At 67.7% G+C, this 21,636-nt stretch carries 24 protein-coding genes; 16 read left to right on the plus strand and 8 right to left on the minus strand.

Annotation, left to right across the window (positions count from 1 at the left end; genetic code table 11):
* The 4 genes from AC27VE_RS29760 to AC27VE_RS29775 form a co-directional block, all read left to right on the plus strand.
* Positions 1-888, plus strand: an 888-nt coding sequence (locus AC27VE_RS29760) for a tripartite tricarboxylate transporter substrate binding protein (protein ID WP_488705752.1), incomplete at its 5' end; no start/stop codon positions are given.
* Positions 888-1,865: an alpha/beta hydrolase gene (locus AC27VE_RS29765; RefSeq protein WP_488705753.1), complete on the plus strand. Its 978-nt coding sequence runs from the start codon at positions 888-890 to the stop codon at positions 1,863-1,865. The genes AC27VE_RS29760 and AC27VE_RS29765, both read left to right, overlap by 1 nt.
* A 56-nt stretch (positions 1,866-1,921) precedes the next feature.
* On the plus strand, positions 1,922-2,611 hold the full coding sequence (locus tag AC27VE_RS29770; RefSeq protein WP_488705754.1) for a helix-turn-helix transcriptional regulator: 690 nt from the start codon (positions 1,922-1,924) through the stop codon (positions 2,609-2,611).
* A 69-nt stretch (positions 2,612-2,680) separates the two neighbouring features.
* Complete coding sequence (locus AC27VE_RS29775; protein ID WP_088589534.1) at positions 2,681-3,100, plus strand: VOC family protein; 420 nt, start codon at positions 2,681-2,683, stop codon at positions 3,098-3,100.
* Here the strand turns inward: AC27VE_RS29775 and AC27VE_RS29780 are convergent.
* Positions 3,072-4,382 (minus strand): SLC13 family permease, encoded by a 1,311-nt coding sequence (locus tag AC27VE_RS29780; RefSeq protein WP_488705755.1) that lies wholly within the window; start codon positions 4,380-4,382, stop codon positions 3,072-3,074. The two genes, AC27VE_RS29775 and AC27VE_RS29780, sit on opposite strands and share 29 nt — an antisense overlap.
* Positions 4,383-4,492: 110 nt before the next feature.
* Between AC27VE_RS29780 and AC27VE_RS29785 the strand changes: the two genes are divergently transcribed.
* Entirely contained in the window at positions 4,493-5,413 is a 921-nt protein-coding gene (locus tag AC27VE_RS29785) for a LysR substrate-binding domain-containing protein (protein ID WP_488705756.1), read from the plus strand.
* Here the strand turns inward: AC27VE_RS29785 and AC27VE_RS29790 are convergent.
* Positions 5,385-6,518, minus strand: a complete 1,134-nt coding sequence (locus tag AC27VE_RS29790) for a threonine synthase (protein ID WP_488705757.1) — start codon at positions 6,516-6,518, stop codon at positions 5,385-5,387. The genes AC27VE_RS29785 and AC27VE_RS29790 overlap by 29 nt on opposite strands.
* 97 nt (positions 6,519-6,615) lie before the next feature.
* Here AC27VE_RS29790 and AC27VE_RS29795 point away from each other — a divergent pair, with 97 nt between their 5' ends.
* Positions 6,616-7,527, plus strand: coding sequence for a LysR family transcriptional regulator (locus tag AC27VE_RS29795; RefSeq protein WP_088589532.1), 912 nt, complete (start codon positions 6,616-6,618; stop codon positions 7,525-7,527).
* A gap of 42 nt (positions 7,528-7,569) precedes the next feature.
* Here the strand turns inward: AC27VE_RS29795 and AC27VE_RS29800 are convergent, their stop codons facing one another.
* A complete protein-coding gene (locus AC27VE_RS29800; protein ID WP_427961530.1) occupies positions 7,570-8,976 on the minus strand; it encodes an amino acid permease in 1,407 nt (468 codons plus the stop codon).
* Positions 8,977-9,055: 79 nt separating this feature from the next.
* Positions 9,056-10,306, minus strand: coding sequence for a kynureninase (kynU, locus tag AC27VE_RS29805; protein ID WP_488705758.1), 1,251 nt, complete (start codon positions 10,304-10,306; stop codon positions 9,056-9,058).
* Between the two features lie 137 nt (positions 10,307-10,443).
* Here kynU and AC27VE_RS29810 point away from each other — a divergent pair, with 137 nt between their 5' ends.
* Positions 10,444-10,917 (plus strand): Lrp/AsnC family transcriptional regulator, encoded by a 474-nt coding sequence (locus tag AC27VE_RS29810; protein ID WP_006222611.1) that lies wholly within the window; start codon positions 10,444-10,446, stop codon positions 10,915-10,917.
* 35 nt (positions 10,918-10,952) lie between these two features.
* On the opposite strand, the gene trhA is transcribed toward AC27VE_RS29810, so the two are convergent.
* Together trhA and AC27VE_RS29820 are read right to left on the minus strand one after the other, a co-directional pair.
* Complete coding sequence (gene trhA / locus AC27VE_RS29815; RefSeq protein WP_488705766.1) at positions 10,953-11,585, minus strand: PAQR family membrane homeostasis protein TrhA; 633 nt, start codon at positions 11,583-11,585, stop codon at positions 10,953-10,955.
* 67 nt (positions 11,586-11,652) lie between these two features.
* On the minus strand, positions 11,653-12,729 hold the full coding sequence (locus AC27VE_RS29820) for a P1 family peptidase (protein ID WP_488705759.1): 1,077 nt from the start codon (positions 12,727-12,729) through the stop codon (positions 11,653-11,655).
* 203 nt (positions 12,730-12,932) lie between these two features.
* Between AC27VE_RS29820 and AC27VE_RS29825 the strand changes: the two genes are divergently transcribed.
* The 3 genes from AC27VE_RS29825 (at position 12,933) to AC27VE_RS29835 (ending at position 15,232) form a co-directional block, all read left to right on the plus strand.
* Positions 12,933-13,715, plus strand: coding sequence for an amino acid ABC transporter substrate-binding protein (locus AC27VE_RS29825; protein WP_488705760.1), 783 nt, complete (start codon positions 12,933-12,935; stop codon positions 13,713-13,715).
* Positions 13,716-13,799: 84 nt separating this feature from the next.
* Positions 13,800-14,480, plus strand: a complete 681-nt coding sequence (locus tag AC27VE_RS29830) for an ABC transporter permease subunit (protein ID WP_315134378.1) — start codon at positions 13,800-13,802, stop codon at positions 14,478-14,480.
* On the plus strand, positions 14,477-15,232 hold the full coding sequence (locus tag AC27VE_RS29835; protein ID WP_006222606.1) for an amino acid ABC transporter ATP-binding protein: 756 nt from the start codon (positions 14,477-14,479) through the stop codon (positions 15,230-15,232). The genes AC27VE_RS29830 and AC27VE_RS29835 overlap by 4 nt, the downstream gene beginning before the upstream one ends.
* Positions 15,233-15,248: 16 nt before the next feature.
* Here AC27VE_RS29835 and AC27VE_RS29840 read toward each other — a convergent pair whose 3' ends face one another.
* A complete protein-coding gene (locus tag AC27VE_RS29840) occupies positions 15,249-15,932 on the minus strand; it encodes a peptidoglycan DD-metalloendopeptidase family protein (RefSeq protein ID WP_088589528.1) in 684 nt (227 codons plus the stop codon).
* A gap of 291 nt (positions 15,933-16,223) precedes the next feature.
* Between AC27VE_RS29840 and AC27VE_RS29845 the strand changes: the two genes are divergently transcribed.
* The 6 genes from AC27VE_RS29845 to AC27VE_RS29870 all read left to right on the plus strand — a co-directional run bounded on the left by AC27VE_RS29845 (position 16,224) and on the right by AC27VE_RS29870 (position 21,398).
* Complete coding sequence (locus AC27VE_RS29845; RefSeq protein WP_488705761.1) at positions 16,224-17,516, plus strand: MASE1 domain-containing protein; 1,293 nt, start codon at positions 16,224-16,226, stop codon at positions 17,514-17,516.
* Positions 17,503-19,053 (plus strand): acyl-CoA-binding protein, encoded by a 1,551-nt coding sequence (locus AC27VE_RS29850; RefSeq protein WP_488705762.1) that lies wholly within the window; start codon positions 17,503-17,505, stop codon positions 19,051-19,053. Before AC27VE_RS29845 ends, AC27VE_RS29850 begins: the two co-directional genes overlap by 14 nt.
* A 26-nt stretch (positions 19,054-19,079) precedes the next feature.
* A complete protein-coding gene (locus AC27VE_RS29855; RefSeq protein WP_488705763.1) occupies positions 19,080-19,511 on the plus strand; it encodes a DUF2946 family protein in 432 nt (143 codons plus the stop codon).
* 76 nt (positions 19,512-19,587) lie between these two features.
* The gene (locus tag AC27VE_RS29860) at positions 19,588-20,211 is read left to right on the plus strand and encodes an SCO family protein (protein ID WP_488705767.1); all 624 of its coding nucleotides are present in this window, start codon (positions 19,588-19,590) and stop codon (positions 20,209-20,211) included.
* 35 nt (positions 20,212-20,246) lie between these two features.
* A complete protein-coding gene (locus AC27VE_RS29865) occupies positions 20,247-20,744 on the plus strand; it encodes a copper chaperone PCu(A)C (protein WP_427961564.1) in 498 nt (165 codons plus the stop codon).
* 282 nt (positions 20,745-21,026) lie between these two features.
* Positions 21,027-21,398 carry a DUF4148 domain-containing protein gene (locus tag AC27VE_RS29870; protein WP_488705764.1) on the plus strand — a complete coding sequence of 124 codons (372 nt, stop codon included), beginning with the start codon at positions 21,027-21,029 and terminating at the stop codon, positions 21,396-21,398.
* A gap of 58 nt (positions 21,399-21,456) precedes the next feature.
* Here AC27VE_RS29870 and AC27VE_RS29875 read toward each other — a convergent pair.
* Positions 21,457-21,636, minus strand: a 180-nt coding sequence (locus AC27VE_RS29875; protein WP_488705765.1) for a hypothetical protein, incomplete at its 5' end; no start/stop codon positions are given.

The following is a 21,636-nucleotide window of genomic DNA, read 5'->3' on the forward strand; positions in this document are numbered from 1 at the left end:
GCACGCCCGATCACGCTGGTGGTGCCTTTCCCCGCCGGCGGCACACCCGATATCCTGGCGCGCATCCTGAGCGAGAACCTGGCACGCCGGCTGGGCCAGCCGCTGATCGTGGAAAACCGCGCGGGCGCGGGCGGCAATATCGGCGCGCAGGCGGTGGCGCGCGCCGCCCCCGACGGCTACACGTTGCTGATGTGCGCGTTCGGCTGCACGGTCGCCCCGTCGCTCTATCAGCCCGCCCCCTACGACATCGTCAAGGACTTCGCGCCCGTCGCGATGATCGGCACGGTGCCCAGCGTGCTGGTCGTCAACCCGCAGGTGCCAGCCAAGACGCTGCCCGAACTGCTGGCCTACGCCCGCGCCAACCCCGGCAAGCTGAATTCCGCCTCGTCGGGCGTGGGCGGGTCGGCCCACCTGGCCACCGAACTGCTCAAGCAGCGCGCCGGCATCGACCTGGCGCACATCCCCTACAAGGGCGCGGGCCAAGTGGCGGCCGACCTGCTGGGTGGGCAGGTCGACATGTATTTCGACAATCTGCCGGCCTCGCTGGCCAACATTCGCGCGGGTAAGCTGCGCGCCCTGGCCGTGGCCAGCCGCCAGCGCGCGCCCGCCATCCCGGACGTGCCGACCTTCGCGGAAAGCGGCGTGCCCGATTTCCTGATCACGCCCTGGTTCGGCGTCATGGCGCCGGCCCGCACGCCGGAGGCCACACTGGCCGCCCTGCATGACGCCTTCACCGATGCGCTGGCCGCGCCCGAGGTCGCCGCCAAGATGCGCGAACTGGGCGTAGAGACTGCCGCCGGATCTCGCCAGGCGCTGGGCGAATTCGTCACTGCCGAAACCGCGCGCTGGAAGGACGTGATCCAGGCCAACCACATCAAGGCCGAGTGATGGCGCCGGACCAAACGGCCTTGGACGGCGCGGGCGCGCCGCCCCCGATCCGGCTGCGCGACATGGGGTCGTTCCACGTCGGCGGGCACGATGTCCGGCTGTCGGGCCTGCCTTGCCGCGAGGTCGTCATGGCCGAAGGCGGCCAGCCCGTCTCGCTGGACCCGAACGGCACCTATCGCGTCGAGCAGATGTATGCGCAGTACTTCCTGGCCGAACCCGCCAGCGGCCGCCCGCCGCTGGCCTTCTGGCATGGCGGCGGCATGACGGGCGCAGCGTGGGAAACCACCCCGGACGGGCGCGAAGGCTGGCTGAACGCTTTCCTGCGCCGCGGCTGGGACGCCTACCTGTGCGACGCGGTGGAACGCGGCCGCGCGGGCTATGCGCTGGTGCCCGAGATCTGGCCCGAGGCGCCTATCGTGCAAACGCGGGAAGACTGCTACACGCGGTTCCGCATCGGCCGCCCGGGCACGCGCCCCGGGCCGGACAGCGCCTATCCCAACACGCAGTTTCCCATCGCCGCATTCGACCGCCTGGCCGCCCAGATGGTGCCGCGCTGGGTCCACACCGACGCGGCCATCCTGCAGGGCTACCTGGCACTGCTGGAACGCGTGGGGCGGATGATCGTCATCTGCCATTCACAGGCGGGCGTCTTCGGCATCCGCGCGGCGCAGGCCCGGCCAGACCGCGTACGCGCCGTGGTGGCACTGGAACCCGCCAGCATCCCCCTGCTGGCGCCGGATGCCGACTACCGCACGCCGACGCTGATCGTGATGGGCGACAACATGGATACCGACCCGCGTTGGCCGCGGATGCGGGCGCGCGTGCAGGACTTCGCGCGTCGCTACCCTTGCGTCACCGTGCTGTCCCTGCCCGATCTGGGCATCACCGGCAATTCGCACATGCTGATGATGGACCGCAACAGCCTGGACCTGGCCGGGCGCGTGCATGACTGGCTGATGGACCTGCCGCCGGGCTGACCCAATACTGCCATTTCGTGGCAGCATTACGGCATCAGATTCCGTCGCCCTGCCCCATGTCCCGCACCGAACGTCTGCTGGAGTTGCTCCAGACCCTGCGCCGCCACCGCCTGCCTGTCAGCGGCCACCGGCTGGCCGCCGAAATGGGCATCAGCTTGCGCACGCTGTACCGCGACATCGCAACGTTGCAATGCCAGGGCGCCGAGATTGAAGGCGAGCCCGGCGTGGGCTACGTGCTGCGCCCCGGCTTCATGCTGCCGCCCCTGATGTTCAGCACCGAAGAGATCGAAGCCCTGGTGCTGGGCACGCGCTGGGTGGCCGGGCGCACGGACGAGCGCCTGGGGCTGGCTGCCCGCAATGCGCTGGCCAAGATCGGCGCGGTGCTGCCGCAGGAACTGCGCGACGAACTGGACGCCATTCCGTTGCTGGTGGCCCCCAGCGCCAGCGCAGTCGTCGACCGGGTCGACGTGGCGCTGATCCGCCAGGCGATCCGCAGCGAACGCAAACTGGAAATCCAATACCGCGACGACAAGGGGTCGGATTCTGCCCGCGTGATCTGGCCCTTTGCGCTGGGCTTTTTCGATAGCGTGCGGCTGGTCATGGCCTGGTGCGAACTGCGCCAGGATTTCCGGCACTTCCGCACCGACCGCATCGCCGCCGTGAGCGCCGGCGACCGCTACCCGCGGCGGCGCCACGCCTTGCTGAAAGAGTGGCGTGCGATCCACCACGAACCGAAAAAAACCTGATGCACACTACTGCCAAAAACTGACAGTACCCCTGCCTAACATGAGCGCATCAACCACCAGGAGCGCATCATGTCCGACACCAACTACGTCCTCTTCTACGTCGAAAAGCCCCAGGCCAGCGCGGCGTTCTACAGCGCGCTGCTGCAACGCCAGCCGGTCGAGAATTCACCCACCTTCGCCCTCTTCGTGCTGGACTCCGGCCTGAAGTTGGGCCTGTGGTCGCGCTATACGGTGGAACCGCCCGCGGCCGGTCGCGGCGGCGCGTCCGAACTGGTGTTTGCCGTGGCCGACGCGGACGTCGTCAACCAGCGCCATGTGGAATGGAGCCTGCGCGGCCTGCCTATCCTGCAAGCGCCCACCGACATGGATTTCGGCCGCACCTTCGTTGCCCTGGATCCCGACGGCCACCGCCTGCGCGTGTTCTCGCCAGCGCCGCAGGCAACGGCCGCGCCCGAACCCGTCATTGCCGCAGCAGCCCAAGCCAGCTGAACCACAGGTAGTCCAGCGGCACCAGCAGCGCAAACGACAGCAATGCGGTCAACAGGGCCAGCATCAGGCCGCTTCTGGCCGGCACCTGGCCCATGCCCATCGCCACCACGATGGGCGACGCCTGATACGGCATGACGACGGTGGCATAGCCCGCCACCTGCGCCATCAAAACGGTCATCAGCGGAAAGCCCGACGCCCGGGCCAGCGTTTCCGCCAGCGGCGTGTACAAGGCCGGCACGCCGTTGGCGGTGACGACGAAGTTCAGCAAGGACGACAAACCCACCAACGAGAAAAAGCTCCGCATCGGCGCGTCGGGCGACAGGGGCATCCAGGCCAGCAAGGCGCCTCCGATGCGCGTGCCCAGGCCGCTGTCCGAGACCATGGCGGCCAACCCCAGGATGCCCGCCACATAGATCGCGGTGCGGAAGTTCACCTCTTTGCCGAACTGATCTGCGCTGACGAATCCCACTTTGGGCAACAGGCAGACGCACGCAGCCGCCAGACCGACCCAGGCGGGCGACACGCCATGCAGGCCGTCGGTCATCCAGCCTGCCAGCGTCAGGGTCAGCAGAACGATCAGCCTTTTTTCGGCGGCGGATAGCGGCGCACTGGCGGCGGGCGGCGGCGCGGGCCGGGTCGTATCGTGGAACAGCCACGCAATACAGGCGGTGAGCAATACGCCCTTGAATACCCCCAGCACCGGCGCATGCAGCCACAGATACGGCAGGTAGCCCAGTTGCAGGCCATAGCTGGCTTCAATGCTGCCGGCCATCACCAAGTTGGGCACGTTCGCAGGCAGGATGGACGTGGACAGTTGGAAGGTGCCAAAGCCCACGGCCAGCGCCAGCCCGATGCGCCCGGGACGCCCCTTCTCCAGCCCGATCTGATCCGCGTAAGCCAGCACGATGGGCATCAGCAACGCGATCCGCCCCATGTTGGACGGCATGACGAACGCCAACGCATACGTCAACGCCACCACGCCCGCCACGACGGCGGGATACGTCCCGGTCAGCCTTCGCGCCAGTGTGCCGGCCAGGCGGTCCGCCAGGCCGGTGTTCTTCAAGGCCAGCCCCAGCACATAGCCGCTCAGCACCAGCCAGAACGCGGCGGAAGCAAAGCCCGAGAAGACCACATCGGCCGGCGCCACCGCCAAGGCCATGGCCGCCGTGAAAAACAGCAGCGCCGTCAGGTACTCCGGCAGTCTGGTGAAAGCCCACAACGCAATCGTGATGGCCGTGAGGGCCGCGGGTAGAATCGGAAAACCGGAGACGACAAGATGCATGAACGCACCCTCGCAAAGCCAGGAATCGGCGCAGTGTACGGACCCTGTCCGCCGTGGAAAATGCGTCATTCGCATAGGCAGCCTACTTCGATCGCGTAGGCTCGCCCCCCATGCGCTTTGACCTGACCGACCTTGCCCTGTTCCTGCACGTGGTGCAGGCAGGAAGCATCACCCATGGCGCCGCGCGCGCCAATCTGGCCCTGGCCGCCGCCAGCGCCCGCATCCGCAACCTGGAAGCCTCGCTAGGGGCCCCGCTGCTGGAACGGCGTCGCCAGGGCGTCACTCCCACGCCCGCCGGGCAGAAGCTGGCTGCGCATGCGCGCGTCATGCTGGCGCAAGCCGAGCGGCTGCGCGACGACCTGTCCGGCTTCTCCGGCGAATTCGGCGGCTCGGTGCGCATGCTGTCGAACACCAACGCGTTGACGGCCTTCCTGCCCGAAGCGCTAAGCGGATTTCTGGCCGAACATCCGCGCATCAACGTCGAACTGCAAGAAATGCTCAGCGACGAAATCGTGGAGTGCATCGCCGACGGATCCGCCGATATCGGCATCGTGGCGGGCACGGTCGATACCGGCACGCTGGAGACGTTTGCGTACCGGTCAGACCGCTTCGTGCTGATCGTCCCGCCCGGCCATGCGCTGGCGTCGCGGCCATCCGTCGCCTTCCACGACGTGCTGGACGAGGATTTCGTGGGACTGGACCGCAGCAGCGCTTTGCAGCGCTTCCTGGCGCGTCAGGCGCTGGTGGCGGGCAAGCCCATCAAGCTGCGCGTACAGTTGCGCAGCTTCGACGCCATGTGCCGGCTGGTGCAAGCCGGCGTGGGCGTGGGCATCGTGCCCGAGACCACCGCGTGCAGCATGCGCCGGCTGGTGGATATCGTTCCCGTGGCCCTGTCGGACGCCTGGGCGCTGCGCGAACTGGTGGTGTGCGTGCAGTCGCGCCAGGCGCTCAGCGCCCGCGCCCGCCGCCTGCTGGATCACCTGCTGGCAGACGCCGCACCGCTCACCCCGCCGAATACAGGTCCGTCATGAACTGGGTGGACTTGATGCCCGTTCCGGTCAGCAGGACGACGGTGCGTTCGCTGGCCTGGATCGCGCCGCGCGCTTCCAATACCAGAAGCGCCGCGGCCGCCGTGGCGCTGGTCGGCTCCGCGTACAGGCCCGACAGCGCCAGCCGTTTCACCGCGGCCACGATGTCCGCTTCCGGCACCGCCACCGTCTGGCCGCCGCTGGCGCGCACGGCCTGCAATACTTCGCGCAAGCGCACCGGGTGCTTGATGGCCGTGCCTTCGGCCACGGTGGGCAGCACCTCGCGCGGCACGGCGCTGTCCACGCCTGCCTGGAAGCTGGCGTCCACCGGCGAACAATGCAGCGGCTGCGCCACGAAGAGCTTGGGCAAGCGGCAGATCTGTCCGGCCGCCAGCAACTCGGCAAACCCGATGGCGCAGCCCAGCACATTGCTGCCGGCGCCCGCCGGGATCACGACGTTGTCGGGCGCCTGGAAGCCGAAGTCTTCCCACATCTCGTACGCGATGGATTTCGTCCCCTGCAGAAAGAACGGCTGCCAGTTGTGGCTGGCGTAGAAGATGTCACGCGAGGCGCGAATGGCTTCGGTCTGCGAGTTTTCGCGCGGGCCTTCCACCAGGCGCACGTTGGCGCCGAACGCGCGGATCTGCGCCACCTTGGCGATGGACGTGTAGGCGGGCGCGAAAATGGTGACGCCCATTTCCGCCGCCGCGCCGAAGGCCGCGATGGCCGCGCCGCCGTTGCCCGAACTGTCTTCAGCAACGGCCGGAATGCCAATCTGGCGCAGCCATGACAGCATGACGGACGCGCCCCGGTCCTTGAAGCTGCAGGTGGGGTTGAACCATTCCAGCTTGAAATGGGGCCGCAGGCCGCCCCAGGCACGCTCGACCATCGGCGTGGCGCCCTCGCCCAGGGAAACCGGCTTGGCGATGTCCTGCGGCAAGGCGGCGCGATAGCGCCAGATGGAACGGTCGCGCGTATCGATATCGTCGCGGGATATCCCCGGCAACGGCGAGATCATCAGCGGCGTTTCCGCGTCGGAACACCAGCGGGCATCGGTGATCGGGTAGCGTTCGCCGGAAAGCGGGTCCACATAGCAGGGTTGCGACATGAGGTAGGCAGGCAAGTCAGGAAAGCCGCCAGTCTAGGCCGGGCATGCGCCGCAGCGTTGCAATATCATGTTGCGGAAAACGCAATGGAGAATCTGCATGGAACGAGGCGCGCTATGGGAATACCAGGTGTTCTGCGCCGTGGCCGAACGCCAGAGCTTCGTGCTGGCCGCGCGCGCCCTGGGCGCCTCGCCCAGCGCCGTGACGCGAGCCGTGCAAGCCTTGGAGCGCCAGGTAGGCGCGCAATTACTGTTGCGCAGCAAGAGCAGCGTCGTGCTGACCCCACAGGGTGAAAGCTATTTCCAGTCGGCGCGCGAGCTGCTGCGCCTGGAGGCCCAGGCCCGCGACGATTTGCAGGACGCACAAGGCGGCGTGCAGGGTCGCTTGCGCTTTTCGGCGCCGGATCTGCTGGGCGTGGCGCTGCTGCCCGCCGTGCTGCGCCAGTATGCCGACGCGCATCCCGGCGTCAGCATGGACATCCTGTACACGGACAAATGGGTGGACCCGATCGCCGAAGGCCTGGACTTCGCGATCCGAGGCGGTTTTCCGGCGTCCAGCGACCTGCTGGGCGCACGCCTCTGGCCGTATGATCGGCTGCTGTGCGCCAGCCCGGATTATGTGCGCCGCATGGGCCTGCCCCGCGAACCCGAAGACCTGAGGTCGCATCGCCTGGTGATGCACACCGGGCCGCGCGTGCTGAAAGACTGGCACCTGCGGCAAGACAAGCGCATCGTGCGGCTGCACGCCGAACCCGCCGTGCGCGTCAGCAGCGGCAGCGGCTTGATGGCGATGGTCCTGCAAGGCATGGGGATCGCGCGGCTGGCGGACTGGGCCGCGCAGCCGGAGATCGAACGCGGCGCGCTGGTACGGGTGTGCCCGGCCTATACCGTGACCTCCGCCCAAGGCGCCGCGCCGCAGATGCACGCCGTGTACGCATCGCGCTCACTGCCGGCCCGCGCCCGCGCGATGCTGGCAGCGATCCGGCAATGCGGCAACGGCCCGGGACGCTAGCGCCCCGGCGCCCGGCTTCGCCGCCCTGACCACCCGTACTGACTACCCGCGCTGGCCGCGCGTCTGCAGCACGACAGTTTCGCCGCGCTTCTTGAACAGCAGGAAGTAGAGCGCCGCCAGGATCAGCAGGAACGGCACGCCAAAGGCCAGCGTCATCTTGAACACGCCGGTGAACGCCGTCGTGATCAGGATTGCCAGCATCGCGACCGCGCCCAGCAGCGTCAGGACGGGGAACCCCGGCATCCGGAACGACAGCGCAGCGCCCCCTTCGCGCGCCCAGCGGCGGCGGAAGAAGTAATGCGTGACGAAGATCATCATCCAGGTGAACAGCGCGCCGAACATCGAGATGGCCATCATCAGCGTGAACGAGGTCTCGGGGTACAGCGCGTTGAGCACCGCCGCGATGGCGATGCCACTGGTCGACAGCAGCAGCGCGTTCAGCGGCGTGCCGCTGCGCGTCAGCCGGCCCAACACAGACGGCGCATGGCCGGCGCGCGACAGGCTGAACATCATGCGCGTCGTGATGTAGAGCTGGCTGTTCATGGCCGACAACGCCGCCACCAGCACGATGAAGTTGATGACGCCCGCCGCGCCTGGGATGTCCAGCGCCTGCATCACCTTCACGAACGGGCTGCCGCCCTTGCCCGCTTCATCCCACGGCACGATGGCCAGGATCAGCGCCAAGGTCAGCAGGTAGAAGACGACCAGCCGGACGATGGTGGCGCGAAACGCCTTCTTGACGGCGCGTTCGGGGTCCTCGGCTTCGCCGGCAGCCACCGCGATCATCTCCACGCTCAGGTAGCTGAAGATCGAGATCACCACGGCGATCCACATGCCCCACACGCCGTTCGGGAAGAACCCGCCATGCGAGGTGTACAGCGCCGTGCCGTACTGCGGATTGCCCCAGACCACGTAAGCGCCCAGGATGATGAAGGCCACGATCGCCGTGATCTTGATCGTCGAGAACCAGTATTCGATGGTGCCGAACGCCTTGACGCTCATCGCGTTGATGAAGATCAGCGCCGCCGAGAACACGCAGACCCATTGCCAGCCGGGCACCCCCGGGAACCAGTACTTCATGTACTCGGCGACGGCCGTCACTTCGGTGCCTACCGCCAGCACGACGCAGGACCAATACGCGTAGCGCACCAGGAATCCCGCCAGCGGGCCGACGTAGTGCTCGGCATAGGCGCCGAAAGACCCGGACGTGGAATGCGCCACCGTCATTTCGGCCAGGCAGCCCATCAGCAGCAGCGTGATCAGCCCGCCGATGGCGTAGCTGATGATCACGCTGGGGCCGGCGAACCCGATGGCGAACTTGCTGCCCAGGAACAGGCCGGTGCCGATGGCCCCGCCGATGGCGATCATGCTCATCTGGCTCGAGGTCAAGCGGCGCTTGAGCCCCTTTTCACGTTCGGCGATTTCGCCGAACCCTTGTTGTTGCCGCATTGTCTCCTCCTTGTACTGCGCTCTCTTTATGGATGTAAGGCCGGTTTGGCCTGCGCGATAAGGCAACGCTTCGTGGCGTTCAAGTCACGGCGGACCGTTGCTTGAATTCGGGCTTGTCCCAGGCGCGGCTGTCCAGCACGTCCTTCAGGATAGCCACCGCGTCCCACACGTCCGCATAGCCGAAGTACAGCGGCGTCAGGCCGAAGCGCAGCACTTCGGGTTCGCGGTAGTCGCCGATCAGGCCACGCGCGATCAGCGCCTGCATCACCTCGTAGCCATTGGGATGGCGGAAGCTCACGTGGCTGCCGCGGTCGGCGTGCTTGCGCGGCGTGACGAGCGTAAGCGGATGGCCCTCGCAGCGTTCCTCGACCAGCGCGATGAACAGGTCGCCCAGGGCCAGCGACTTGCTGCGCACTTCGGCCATGTCGGCCTCGTGGGCCACGTCCAGGCCGCATTCCACCAGCGACAGCGACACGATGGGCTGGGTGCCGCACAGGTAGCGGCGGATGCCGCCGGCCGGCTCGTAGGCAACGGCCATGTCGAACGGGCGCGTGTGGCCCCACCAGCCCGACAGCGGCTGCCAGAAGTCCTTGGTGTGGCGCGGCGCCACCCAGATGAAGGCGGGCGAACCCGGGCCGCCGTTCAGATATTTATAGGTGCAGCCGACGGCGAAGTCGGCGTTGGCGCCGTTCAGGTCCACCGGCACCGCGCCTGCGGCATGCGCCAGGTCCCAGATGGTCAGCGCGCCGCGTTCGTGCGCCAGCGCGGTCACGGCGGCCATATCGTGCATCTGGCCGCTGCGGTAGTTCACGTGCGACAGCAGCATCACGGCGACGGAGTCGTCCAGCGCCTTGTCCAGGGGCAGCTCGTCGTCGATCAGGCGCATCTCGTAGCCCTGCTGCAGCAGGTCGATCATGCCCTGGATCATGTAGAGATCGGTCGGGAAGTTGTCGCGTTCGGACAGGATGACGCGGCGCGTCGGCTGCTTGTCCTGCTGGATGCGCAGCGCGGCGGCCAAGGCCTTGAAGATGTTCAGCGACGTGGTGTCAGTGACGACCAGTTCACCCTCGCGCGCGCCCAGCAGGCTGCCCAGCTTGTCGCCCAGGCGGGCGGGCAATTCGAACCAGCCGGCGGTGTTCCAGCTGCGGATCAGGCCCGTGGCCCATTCCTGCGTGATGACGTCGGCGGCGCGGGCGGCGGCGGCCTTCGGGCTGACGCCCAGCGAATTGCCGTCCATATACAGCACGCCGGGCGGCAGTTCGAAGCGCGCCTTCAGGGAGGCCAGGGGGTCTTTCCGGTCTGCGGCGACGCAGTCTTCACGCGTAGTCATGCAATGCTCCTTCGGGCAATATCCTGCAAACAGGATAGCAGCGCCGATGAGCCGAAATATTGCAAATCCGGGCGTGGCTTACCCTAAGATTCCGCAGTAAATTGCACGAAACCCGAATTTTCAGAATTGGATTGCCCATGCAACTAGACGCGATCGACCAGCGCATCCTGTACCGCCTGCAAGAGAACGGCCAGCTCAGCAACCAGGATCTGGCCGAACAGGTGGCGTTGTCGCCCTCGGCCTGCCTGCGCCGCGTGCGGGCGCTGGAGGAAGGCGGCATGATCCGGCAGTACCGGGCCGTGCTGGACGCCGAAAAGCTGGGGTTCGAGCTGGAGGCCATCGTCCACGTGTCGCTGGACCAGTCGCGCCCGGGCTGGCACGAGGCGTTTCTGGCCGGCATCGCCGCCCACGACGAAATCACCGAAGCCAGCATCGTGACGGGCGCCTCCAACTACATCCTGACGGTGCGCACGCGCAACCTGTCGGCGTTTTCGCAGTTCGTCGAAGACAAGCTCAGCAAGATCGCCGGAGTGCGCGACCTGTGTTCGCATATCGTCATGCGGAAGGTAAAAGACCGGGGCGGCATGCTGCCGCTGGCCAGCTGGCGGTAAGCCCGCTCCCGCCCGGACGGGCGGCACGCGCCCGTTCAGACGGGCGTGCCGTAGCGCAGGAAGCCGAACACGGTGACGAAATGGCAGGCCGACCCGCCCATCACGAACAGGTGCCAGATCCCGTGGGCGTGGCGCCAGCGCTTGTCGTTCACGTAGAACAGCGTGCCCACCGTGTAGGCGGCCGCCCCCGCCAGCAGCCAAGCCAGGCCCGCGGACGACAGCGCGCCCGCGATCGGGGCGGCGAACATCACCCCCAGCCAGCCCATCGCCAGGTACAGCGGCAAGGCTGGCGCCGCGCCGCGCGCCCACCAGAGTTCGCGGCTGATGCCGATGGCGGCCAGCAACCAGATCGCCACGCCCATCGCGGCGCCCCACCCGTGCTCCACCGGCCCGAACGCCAGCGGCGTATAGGTCCCGGCGATCAGCAGGTAGATGGCGCAATGGTCCGCCTTGGCCCAACGGGCCTTGTTGCGGCCGCGGGTGCAGTGGTACAGCACCGACGAGGCATAGACGGCGATCATCGACGCCGCGAACACCGCGCAGCTGACGATCTGTTTCGTGTCCACCTTCAGTTCGGCCGCGCGCGAGATCAGCCAACCGGACGCGCCCACGGCCAGCGCCAGGCCGGCCAGGTGCGTGGCGCCATTGAATCGTTCGCCTTCGTACATAGAGAGCCCCCAGGACACCGGATGCCCGGTGTCGCCCATGATGTTCCCGTCCTGTGACAATCTGAGGTCAGGCAATGAAGTCCACGGCGGCGGGAAAGCCTTCCACCGCGCGCGCGGCCAGGATGGCGCGCTGCACCGCGATCGCCATGGCTTCCGCCGCCATGACGCCCAGCAGCATCACATTGCCCGGCTTGCCGGAGGTGCCGGTGCCCAGCGCGAAGATCGTGTCGCCGTCCATCATCGTGTGGATGGGGTTGATGGTGCGAGCCAGCCCGTCGTGGGCCATGCCGGCGATCTTCTGCGCCTGCGCCTTGGTCAGCGTGGCATCGGTGGCGACCACGCCGATGGTGGTCGCGGTGCCGGGGCGCATGGAATTGGGCAGGTCGCCCGCCAGGATGGCCGCCCGCGTATCCAGCAGATGCTTGCCGTCCGGCGTGCGCGCGCCGGCCAGGATGCGCCCGGTAGCGGGGTCCAGCACGTCGCCCACCGCGTTCACGGCCACGATCGCACCCACGGTCACGCCCGCCACCGTCAACGACGCGCTGCCGATGCCGCCCTTCATGGCGCGCTTGGCGCCGTACAGTTTGCCCACGGTAGCGCCTGCCCCAGCGCCGACGTTGCCTTCCTGCGGCGCTGCGGTGGTGGCCGACTTGCAGGCCTGGTAACCGGCCGCAGCATCCGGCCGGATGGAGGCGTCGCCCACGCCCAGGTCGAACAGGATGGCGGCCGGCACGATGGGCACATGCGCCACGCCCACATCGAAGCCGATCTTCTTTTCTTCCAGATAGCGCATGACGCCCGTGGCGGTGTCCAGGCCGAACGCGCTGCCGCCAGACAGCACGATGGCGTGCACCTTTTCCACCATGTTCACGGGATTCAGCAGATCGGTCTCGCGGGTGCCGGGCGCGGCACCGCGCACATCCACCCCACCCGTGGCGCCCGCTTCGGCGATGATGACCGTGCAGCCGGTAGGGCGGCGGGTATCGGTGTAGTGGCCCACGCGCAACCCGGACACCTGGGTGATGCTGCCTCCCCCGGGCGTCAGCCGCAAGCCGTTGGCGCCCTGCGCGGGCATCACCCCGGCAAACGCCGCCGCGCCCGCAGCCGCCATCATGAACGCCCGCCTGTTCCATTGCTGTTCCACACCGATCTCCCTCGCTTTGCAGATTGATTGCGCCCGGCGCAGGTCGCGCCGGGCGGGGGTAACCATATGACTTGCAGCTATATTTTTACTATTCCTTATGCTTTGTGGAAAAATAGGCGCGTTGTTAGAGTGCGGCTACGCCGGAGGGTATTGCACACCCGCAAGCTCTCCAGAATGACACCGTTCATCCGTGGAGCATTGCCATGAAACTCTTCCGCTCGCTGTTCATCGCCGGCCTCATCCAGGCCGCCGCCCTGACCGCTGCCCACGCCCAGTCCGGCCTGGACCAGATCAAATCCGCCGGCACGTTCAAGATCGGCACCGAAGGCACCTACGCCCCCTTCACCTTCCACGACGCATCGGGCCAGCTTACCGGTTTTGACGTGGACATTGGGCGCGCCATCGCCGAACGCCTGGGCGTGAAGGCCCAATTCGTCGAAGGCAAATGGGACGGCCTCATCGCGGGGCTGGACGCCAAGCGCTACGACGCCGTGATCAACCAGGTCGGCATCACCGACGCGCGCAAAGCCAAGTACGATTTCTCCGATCCCTATATCTCGTCGGCTGCCGTGCTGATCGTGCGCGACGACAACACCAGCATCAAGTCGTTTGCCGACCTGAAGGGCAAGAAATCCGCCAACACGCTGACCAGCAACTTCGGCAAGCTGGCGCAAAGCCATGGGGCGGAAGTCGTCGCCGTGCAGGGCTTCAACGAAGCCATCGATCTCTTGACCTCGGGCCGCGTGGAAGCCACGGTCAACGACAACCTGTCGTTCCTGGACTTCAAGAAGCAAAAGCCCAACGCCAAGGTGAAGATCGCCGCCACCGACAAGACCGCGGAATTCAGCAACTCCGGCGTGCTGATCCGCAAGGGCAACCCCGACCTGCAAGCCGCCATCAACAAGGCGCTGGCTGACATTAAGGCCGACGGCACCTACAAGACCATTTCGGTCAAATACTTCGGCACGGACCTGTCGGCGCAGTAAGCGGCACGCACGCACATGACGCTACCCTCCTGGCTGCAAACCGTCATCCCCGATTGGCTGTTGGCGCAGATCGGGTCGTGGACCGTGCCGGCCTGGGTGCAGTTGATGGCCGACTCGTTCTGGCCGTTGCTGCACGCCGGGCTAGTCTTCACGGTGCCGCTCACGCTGATGTCGTTCGCGCTGGGGCTGGCGCTGGCTTTCCTGGTGGCGTTGATCCGCCTGTTCGGCCCGGCGCCGCTGGTGGCGCTCGTGCGTTTCTATGTCTGGTTGATCCGCGGGACGCCGCTGCTGGTGCAGCTGTTCGTGATCTTCTACGGCCTGCCCAGCGTGGGCATCGTGCTGGATCCGCTGCCCGCCGCGCTGATCGGCTTCACGCTGAACGTGGGCGCCTACAACTCGGAGGTCATCCGCGGCGCCATCGAATCCATCACCAAGGGCCAGTGGGAAGCGGCGTATTCGCTCAGCATGACGCGCGGCCAGGCGCTGCGCCGCACCATCCTGCCGCAAGCGGCCCGCGTGGCGGTGCCGCCCCTGTCGAATTCGTTCATCGCGCTGGTCAAGGACACGTCGCTGGCCGCCGTGCTGACCGTACCCGAAATCTTCCAGGCTGCGCAACGCATCGCGGCCGTCACCTATGAGCCGCTGATCCTCTACACCGAGGCGGCGCTGATCTACCTGGTGTTCAGTTCCGTCCTGTCCGCCGCGCAAGTCCGGCTGGAAAGGCGCTTTGGCCAGCACGCCGTGTTCTCCGAGAAAAGCCGATGATCCGCCTGCAGAAAATCGAAAAGTCCTTCGGCGGCAATCCGGTGCTCAAGCAAGTGGACGTGAGCATCGCCGAAGGCAGCGTCACCGCCTTGATCGGCCCGTCGGGCAGCGGCAAGAGCACCTTGCTGCGCTGCGTGAACCTGCTGGAGGTGCCCGACCGCGGCACGCTATCCATCGGGCCGGAAACCGTTGAATTCGAGCCCGGACGGAAGCTGGCGCGCGAACAGGTGCAGCGGGTGCGCAAGCAGACCGGCATGGTGTTCCAGAACTTTCAGCTGTTTCCGCACCAGACGGTGATCGGCAACGTGATGGAAGGTTTGCTGACCGTGCAGAAGTGGCCCCTGGACCGCGCCCGCGCGCGCGCCGAGGAATTGCTGAAGAAGGTCGGCATGGCCGAAAAGGCCGACGCCTGGCCTGCCAACCTGTCGGGCGGCCAGCAGCAGCGCGTGGCCATTGCCCGCGCGCTGGCGCCCGCCCCGCGCGTGCTGCTGTGCGACGAGCCGACCTCCGCGCTGGATCCCGGCTTGGCGGCCGAAGTGGTGGATGTACTGCGCCAGCTGGCCACCGAAGGCATGACCATGCTGATGGCCACGCACGACCTGCGCCTGGCCGCCAGCGTATCGCGCGAAGTGGTGTTCCTGCTGGATGGCGTCGTCGTGGAATCCGGCGAGTCCCGGACGATCTTCTCGCACCCCGCGGACCCGCGCACCGCCACGTTCATCTCAACCTTGACGCAGGACGCGGCGGTGTAGGCTGGGCGCCGCCCGATTATTTGGGCGGCAAGTTCCCCGCCGGGTCGACCGCCTGGCCGTCATAGCGCAATTCGAAATACAGCCCGACCTGTTTGCTGTCGCTATTGCCCATTTCGGCGATCTTCTGCCCCTGCTTCACGCTTTGGCCTTCCTTGACCAGCAGCTTGCTGTTGTGCGCATAGATGCTGAGGAAGCTGGCGTTGTGCTTGACGATGACCAGGTGGCCGTAGCCCCGCAGGCCGCTGCCCGAGTAGGCGACGGTGCCGCCCGCCGCAGCCACCACCGGCGTGCCCGAGGAATTGGAGATGACGATGCCGTTGGAACCGCCGCCGTCGTAGCCGCGCGTGACCTTGCCCTGCGCCGGCCACACCAGCGAGATCGCGCCCGGCGGCGCGGTGCGCCGCTTGGCCGTGGAAGTGGAGGTCCGTGGCGAAGAAGTCGTCGGCTTGGACTGCGCCTTGCCGGAACCGGACGTGCTGGCCTGGCCTCCCGGCGCTTGCACCCGCAGCATCTGGCCGACCTCGATCGCGTTCGAATTCGACAAGCCGTTCCACCGCACCAGATTGCTGACGCTGGTGCCCTGCTTGCGCGCAATCTGCGTCAGCGTGTCGCCGGACTGCACGCGGTAGTAGCCGGGCTGGACCTTGGTGGTGCCGCAGGCGGACAACAGCGCCAGCAGCACGACGATGCAGGCGCACATCCATAGCCGCCCGAGCAGGCGGGGCCGTCTCCCGAACCGGGGCGGGCCGGCAGGCGCCGCGCAAGGGAGGGGGCAGGCGGGCACGGACAGGGTCGGGGCGGACAAGGAAAGCACTGAAACCTGGGGCACTGAGATGGCGGTGGAAACGGAAGTGCATTCAAGGGTACCAAGATTTTCGGGTGCCAGTGTGGCGCGGGTGCTTCGCAGCGGCGTCCGGGCCGTGTATAACCCGCTGATCACGGTGAACGCGCTTCGCCACGCCTCAATGCGTTTGCAAGGACCGACATGGGTATGACCGACACGGTTAGAAAGAATCCGCTTTGCCTGCTGTGGACCATCCCCTATCTGCTGTGCGGAGTGTTCTCGCACCTGCTCAGCGACCCGGTCAGCCACGCCTTGTTCGTCTGGCTGCCGCCCGGGGTAGCCGTCGGCGCCTACCTGCTGACCGCGCGCCGCAACTGGCTGCTGCTGGTGGCAGGATTCTTCTGCGCCCAGTTGCTCCTGACGCTTGTGTCGCGCGGGCAGCCGGCCACCGCCATCGTCTTCGCGCTGACGGGCAGCCTGTCTTCGCTGCTGGCCGCGTGGACCGTGCAGCGCCTGTCGCCGCGCGCCGAGGGCCCCGGCTTCGTAGCCGCGTTGCTGGCTGGCGCAGTCGCGGGAGCCGCCAGCAGCGCCTTGATGGGCGGCGGCTGGCTGTGGCTGACGCAGGAAGCGCACGCGCTGGTGCGGCTGCGCACCTGGGTCACGGCGTATCTGGCGGGCGTGCTGATCCTGGCGCCGGCGCTGACCGGCTGGGCGCAGTTCCGGCCCCGCCGCTCGGGCGGCCCGCGCATGCGGGACCTGCTGATCGGCGCGGTGGCGTACGCCTTGATGATCGTGTCGACCTTCATGACGTTCGACGGCGACATGATCCAGAACCTGCCCTATGTCGTGTCCTTCGAGCTGACCTATCTGCCGCTGGTGTTCGCGGTGCTGATCGCGCTGGTCTGGGGCACGCCCGGCGGCACGCTGGCAATGGTGACCCTGATGCTGATGGCGCTGTACCAAAGCGCCCAGGGCGAAGGCCCCTTCGTCGAGGCCAACGACCCCTGGCACGTGCTGCTGGCCACCCAGGTCTACCTGGTCGTCACGGCCTTGCTGCTGCTGCTCGTCAACACCCTGCGCGGCGCGCGCGCCCAGGCGCTTGAGAACGCTGAACAATGGCGCGGCCGCTTCGACCTGGCGCTGGCCGGCAGCCACCAGCTGATGTACCGCTTCAATCCCTATGACGGCAAGCTGGAATTGGCGGGCGACCTGCAGGACGCCTTCGGCCTGCCCGCCGGCGCCATCACCGATCTGGAATCCCTGGCCGCTCATGCACATCCGGAAGACCGGTCGCGCCTGGCGATGCACTGGGCGGCCCGCCGCGCGGGCGCCCAGGACCGCACGCCCCTGCTGTTCCGCGTGGCGCACACGGCTGGCGGCTGGCGGCTGGTCAGCGACCGGGGCTCGCCGTTGTCGGACTTCGACGGCAGCGTGGCCGTCGTCGCCGGCATGTGGCGGCTGGGCGAGATCGAGCGCGAGCCCGCCGATGCCGTCCAATAGTCCCGACGCGCCGTCCGGCACGGGCGCCCTCCTGATCCACGGATTGGGTGGGACGGAGTACGACCTGGGCTCGATGCACAAGGTCCTGAAGCGCGCCGGCATCCAGACGTACAGCCTGACCCTGCCCGGGCACGGCGCCTCGCCCGAGGACCTGCTGTCGGTGCGCATGGAAGACTGGCTGGACGCCGTGACGCAGAAGTACCACGAAGTCGCCGCGCGCCACGACACCCTGCACGTCATGGGCATGTGCCTGGGCGCGCTGCTGGCGGTTGAGCTATGCAAACGGGTCGGGCACAAGCAGGGCAGGCTGGTGTCGCTGGCAGCCCCCGTCTTCATCGATGGCTGGAGCACGCCCTGGTACCGCGGCCTGCGCAAGCTGGTCTACCGCATTCCCGGCCTGGCCGCGCGCATGCGCGTGGAAGAGGAAGAGCCCTACGGCATCAAGAACGAGCTGGTCCGGTCCATCGTCAAGGCCAAGTTCGAGCGGGGCGAGAACTTCCACTACCGCTGGGTGCCGCTGGCCTGCGTGCGCGAAGTCGACCGGCTGCGCGACGCCGTCAGGCGCGGGCTGGACGGTATTGGCTGCCCCACGCTGATCATGCACGCGCACGAAGACGAGCTCACGTCCGTGCGCTCGGCGCAGCTGCTGCATGAGGCCATCGCAGGCAGCCAGTTGGTCCTGCTGAACAACAGCTATCACATGATCTGCGTGGACAACGACCGCGACCTCGTGGCCGCCACCGTGCTGCAATTCATGGACCGCGACCCTGCCGCCGCCCAATCCCCGCGCGCCGCCGAACGCGGCGCCCCCATGGGCGCCGCGGATGTCGAACGCATCCTGGGCGCGTACCGCGACTCCCTGCTGGCCGGCGAATTCGAGACACTGTTCCCGCTATTTGCCGAAGACGTGGTCTGGACCGAAGAAGGCGACAACCCGATCAGCGGCGTCTACGAAGGCCGCGGCGCGCTGATCAACCTGTTCTCACGGCTGATGGACTATTCGCGCAACACCTTCGCGGTCAGCGACGTGGGGCAGCCCGCGCTTGCCGGGCGCTCCATCGCGCTGCCGTTGCGCTTTCAGGTGCAGGACGGCGCCAGCCTGTATCAAGGGGCGTCCACGCATACCCTGCGCCTGCGCAACAATGCCATCAGCAAGGTAACGGCGCGCGCCGACGAGCCCGAACGCGAGGACGCCTTGTGGCGCCGCCTGGCCGCCGCCGGCGGCCACGAACCCGAGGGCGACGCCATGGACGACGCCACGCTGGCGCTCGGCGCGGCCGCCCTGCCCGATGCATTCGAAGCCGCGGTCATCGAATTGCGCTCGCTCTCCGCGCCGCCGTCGGCCGCCGTGGCGATCCGCCTGGCCGCCTACGAGCAGCAAGCGCGCCACGGCGACGCCCCGCTGGCCGCACCGCCCGATGCCGATGCCCGTGGACAGGTCGGCCACGCCGCCTGGCGCCTCTTGGCCGGGCTGCCGGCGGATCAGGCGCAACGCCGCTATATCGCCCTGGTGCGGCGTCTGGACGCAGGGGATTGACCCGCCGGCATGACTAAAATGGCGCGATGCCTGACCTGACCCGCCTCCACCGCCTGGGACGCGCCGCGCGCGCCCACGGGGTGCTGTGGCTGGCGCTTCTGGCCCTGACCTTGCGCGCCCTGGTGCCGGCGGGCTACATGCCCGATGCCCGGGCGTTGCATGACGGCCGCTTGGAAGTCACCTTCTGCTCCGCCGCGGGCGACCTGTCCACGCTCAGCGTGGCGCTGGCCCGCGCAGGCGGCGACGAGCGCCCATCCGGGCACGACGCCGCCAAGACGGGCGCGCAATGCCCCTTCGGGCTGCTGGCGCACGTCGCGCCGGCGCCCACTCCGGCGGTAACGCCCATGCTGCTGCCCGCGGGCCGGTATGTACCGCCCCCGCCCGCCTACCGGGCGCTGCCCGCGCTGGCCGCCCATGGCCCGCCCCTGGGTTCCCGCGCCCCACCTGCTTTGGCCTGACTCCGCCTGACCGCGCGGCCCCGCCGCGCGCCTTGCCGATCCGTCGACCAAAGAGGTTTTCATGCATTCCCCCTTCATGCATTTCCCCGCCCTGCGCGCGCGCGCAGGCGCGGCGCTTGCCCATGCCCCCGATCCCCGGCGCCGCCTGATCCTGTCGTCCCTCGCCCTGCTGGCCCTGGCCGGCTGCGGGCCCGAGGCCCCCAAGCTGCACGGCATGGATTTGTCCGGCATGCCGACCGGCGATTTCCAATTGCAGGACACAAGCGGCCAGATGCGCCGCCTGGCCGACTACCGCGGCCATCCCGTCATGCTGTTCTTCGGTTTCACGCAATGCCCGGACATCTGCCCGACGGCGCTGACCCGCGCCATCGAGATCAAGGGCCTGCTGGGCGCCGACGCCGACAAATTGAAAGTCCTGTTCATCACCGTCGACCCGGAGCGCGACACGCCCGAGATCCTCAGCGCCTACACCCAGGCCTTCGATCCGGCGTTCGTCGGGCTGCGCGGCGATGCAGAGCAGACCCGCGCAGCCGCCCAGTCCTTCAAGGTGTTCTATCAAAAGGTCGCCACCGGCTCGTCCTACACGATGGATCACACCGCGCTCACCTACATCATCGACGCCCAGGGCAAGCTGCGGCTTGCCTTGCGCCACCAGCAGAGCGCCGAAGAATGCGTGCAAGACCTGCGCACCGTGCTGTGACCCCACGCCGCCAACCCGATAGAGAAGCCACCATGATGAAGAAAATTTCGCTCAAGTCCCTGGCCGCCGCCGTTTCCCTGTGCGTGCTGGCGGGGGTTGCGCCCACCGCCCTGGCGCAGGACGACGCCTTGAAGGTGGACGACGCCTGGGTGCGCGCCACCGTGCCCAGCCAGCATGCCACCGGCGCCTTCATGCGCCTGACCTCGGCCGTGCCCGGCCGCCTGGTGGCCGTGGAGTCCGATGCCGCCAAGCACGTGGAAGTGCACGAGATGGCCATGCAGGACAACGTCATGAAGATGCGCCAGGTGCCCGGCATCGACCTGCCCGCCGGCCAGCCGGTGGAGCTGAAACCCGGCGGCTATCACGTGATGCTGATCGACCTGGCCCGGCAGATCAATCCGGGCGACCGCATCCCGCTGACGCTGGTGGTGGAAGATGCCAAGCAACAGCAGCGCCGCGTGCCGGTGCAGGCCGAGGCCCGCGCGTTGAACGCCAAGGCCGGCCCCGCCCCGGCGGCGCAGCACGGCCACTGATCTATATATAGAGAGCAAGCTGGCGGCGGCCGCGGCCAATGGGGAACGACCCCATGAAAGCCGAATGACACCTGTACTTCAGGCTTGAAATACCTTTCGCGTCCCGCCGCCCATTTCCCTGCAACACCACGGCGCTCTCCCTGTCGAATTGAAAAGACCGGATGCGCGCCGTTTTCACGCACCCGGCCAGGCATTCCCGCATCCAGGAAATCGTCCGTCGGCAGCATCGCGGACGACGGCGCGGCCAGACCGGCCGCAGGCTTTGTTTGCCAGGAGCGTTTCATGAAGACCTTCACCACCACGTTGTTGCTTTGCGCCGGCTTGGCTGTCGCGGGCGCTGCCCAGGCCCAAACCGCGGCCCCCACCACCCAGTACAAGCGCGATCTGTACGGCGACTGGCGCGTCGGCTACCCGGCCCCCACCGCCAAGACCTCCGCCCAGGTGGCCGCCGAACTGGCCCAGGCCAAGGCCAACGGCACGTATTCGTTCGGCCAGGAAGACTACCCGCCCCCCGTCGCGTCCACCCAATCCGAAAGCCGGGCCCAGGTCGAGCAGGAATTGCGGCAGGCCCAGGTCCAAGGCCAGATGGCGTCCGACCAGGAAGACTACCCGCCCGCGGCCATGGCGCACAGCGGCATGTCCGATATCCATTGACGCATGGGACCGCTTGGCGAATATCGGTGACGCACCATCTGGCGCCCCCGTCAGCGTGTCATGCTGAATCGCCATACAATGCCAGCACATCCGCCGTCGTCGCCGTAGTCAGGCCCGACGGCAGCCGGCCGCTTGCGCCGCGCGCCGGATGCCTGCGTTCCGCGCCGCCGGGCGCTTGACCCGCCGGCGGGCCCGCCCCCACCTCTTTTTTTTTATAATCCCCGTTTTTTCCCCCTTT

The sequence above is a fragment of the Achromobacter sp. 18P8.1.1 genome (genome assembly GCF_057799415.1).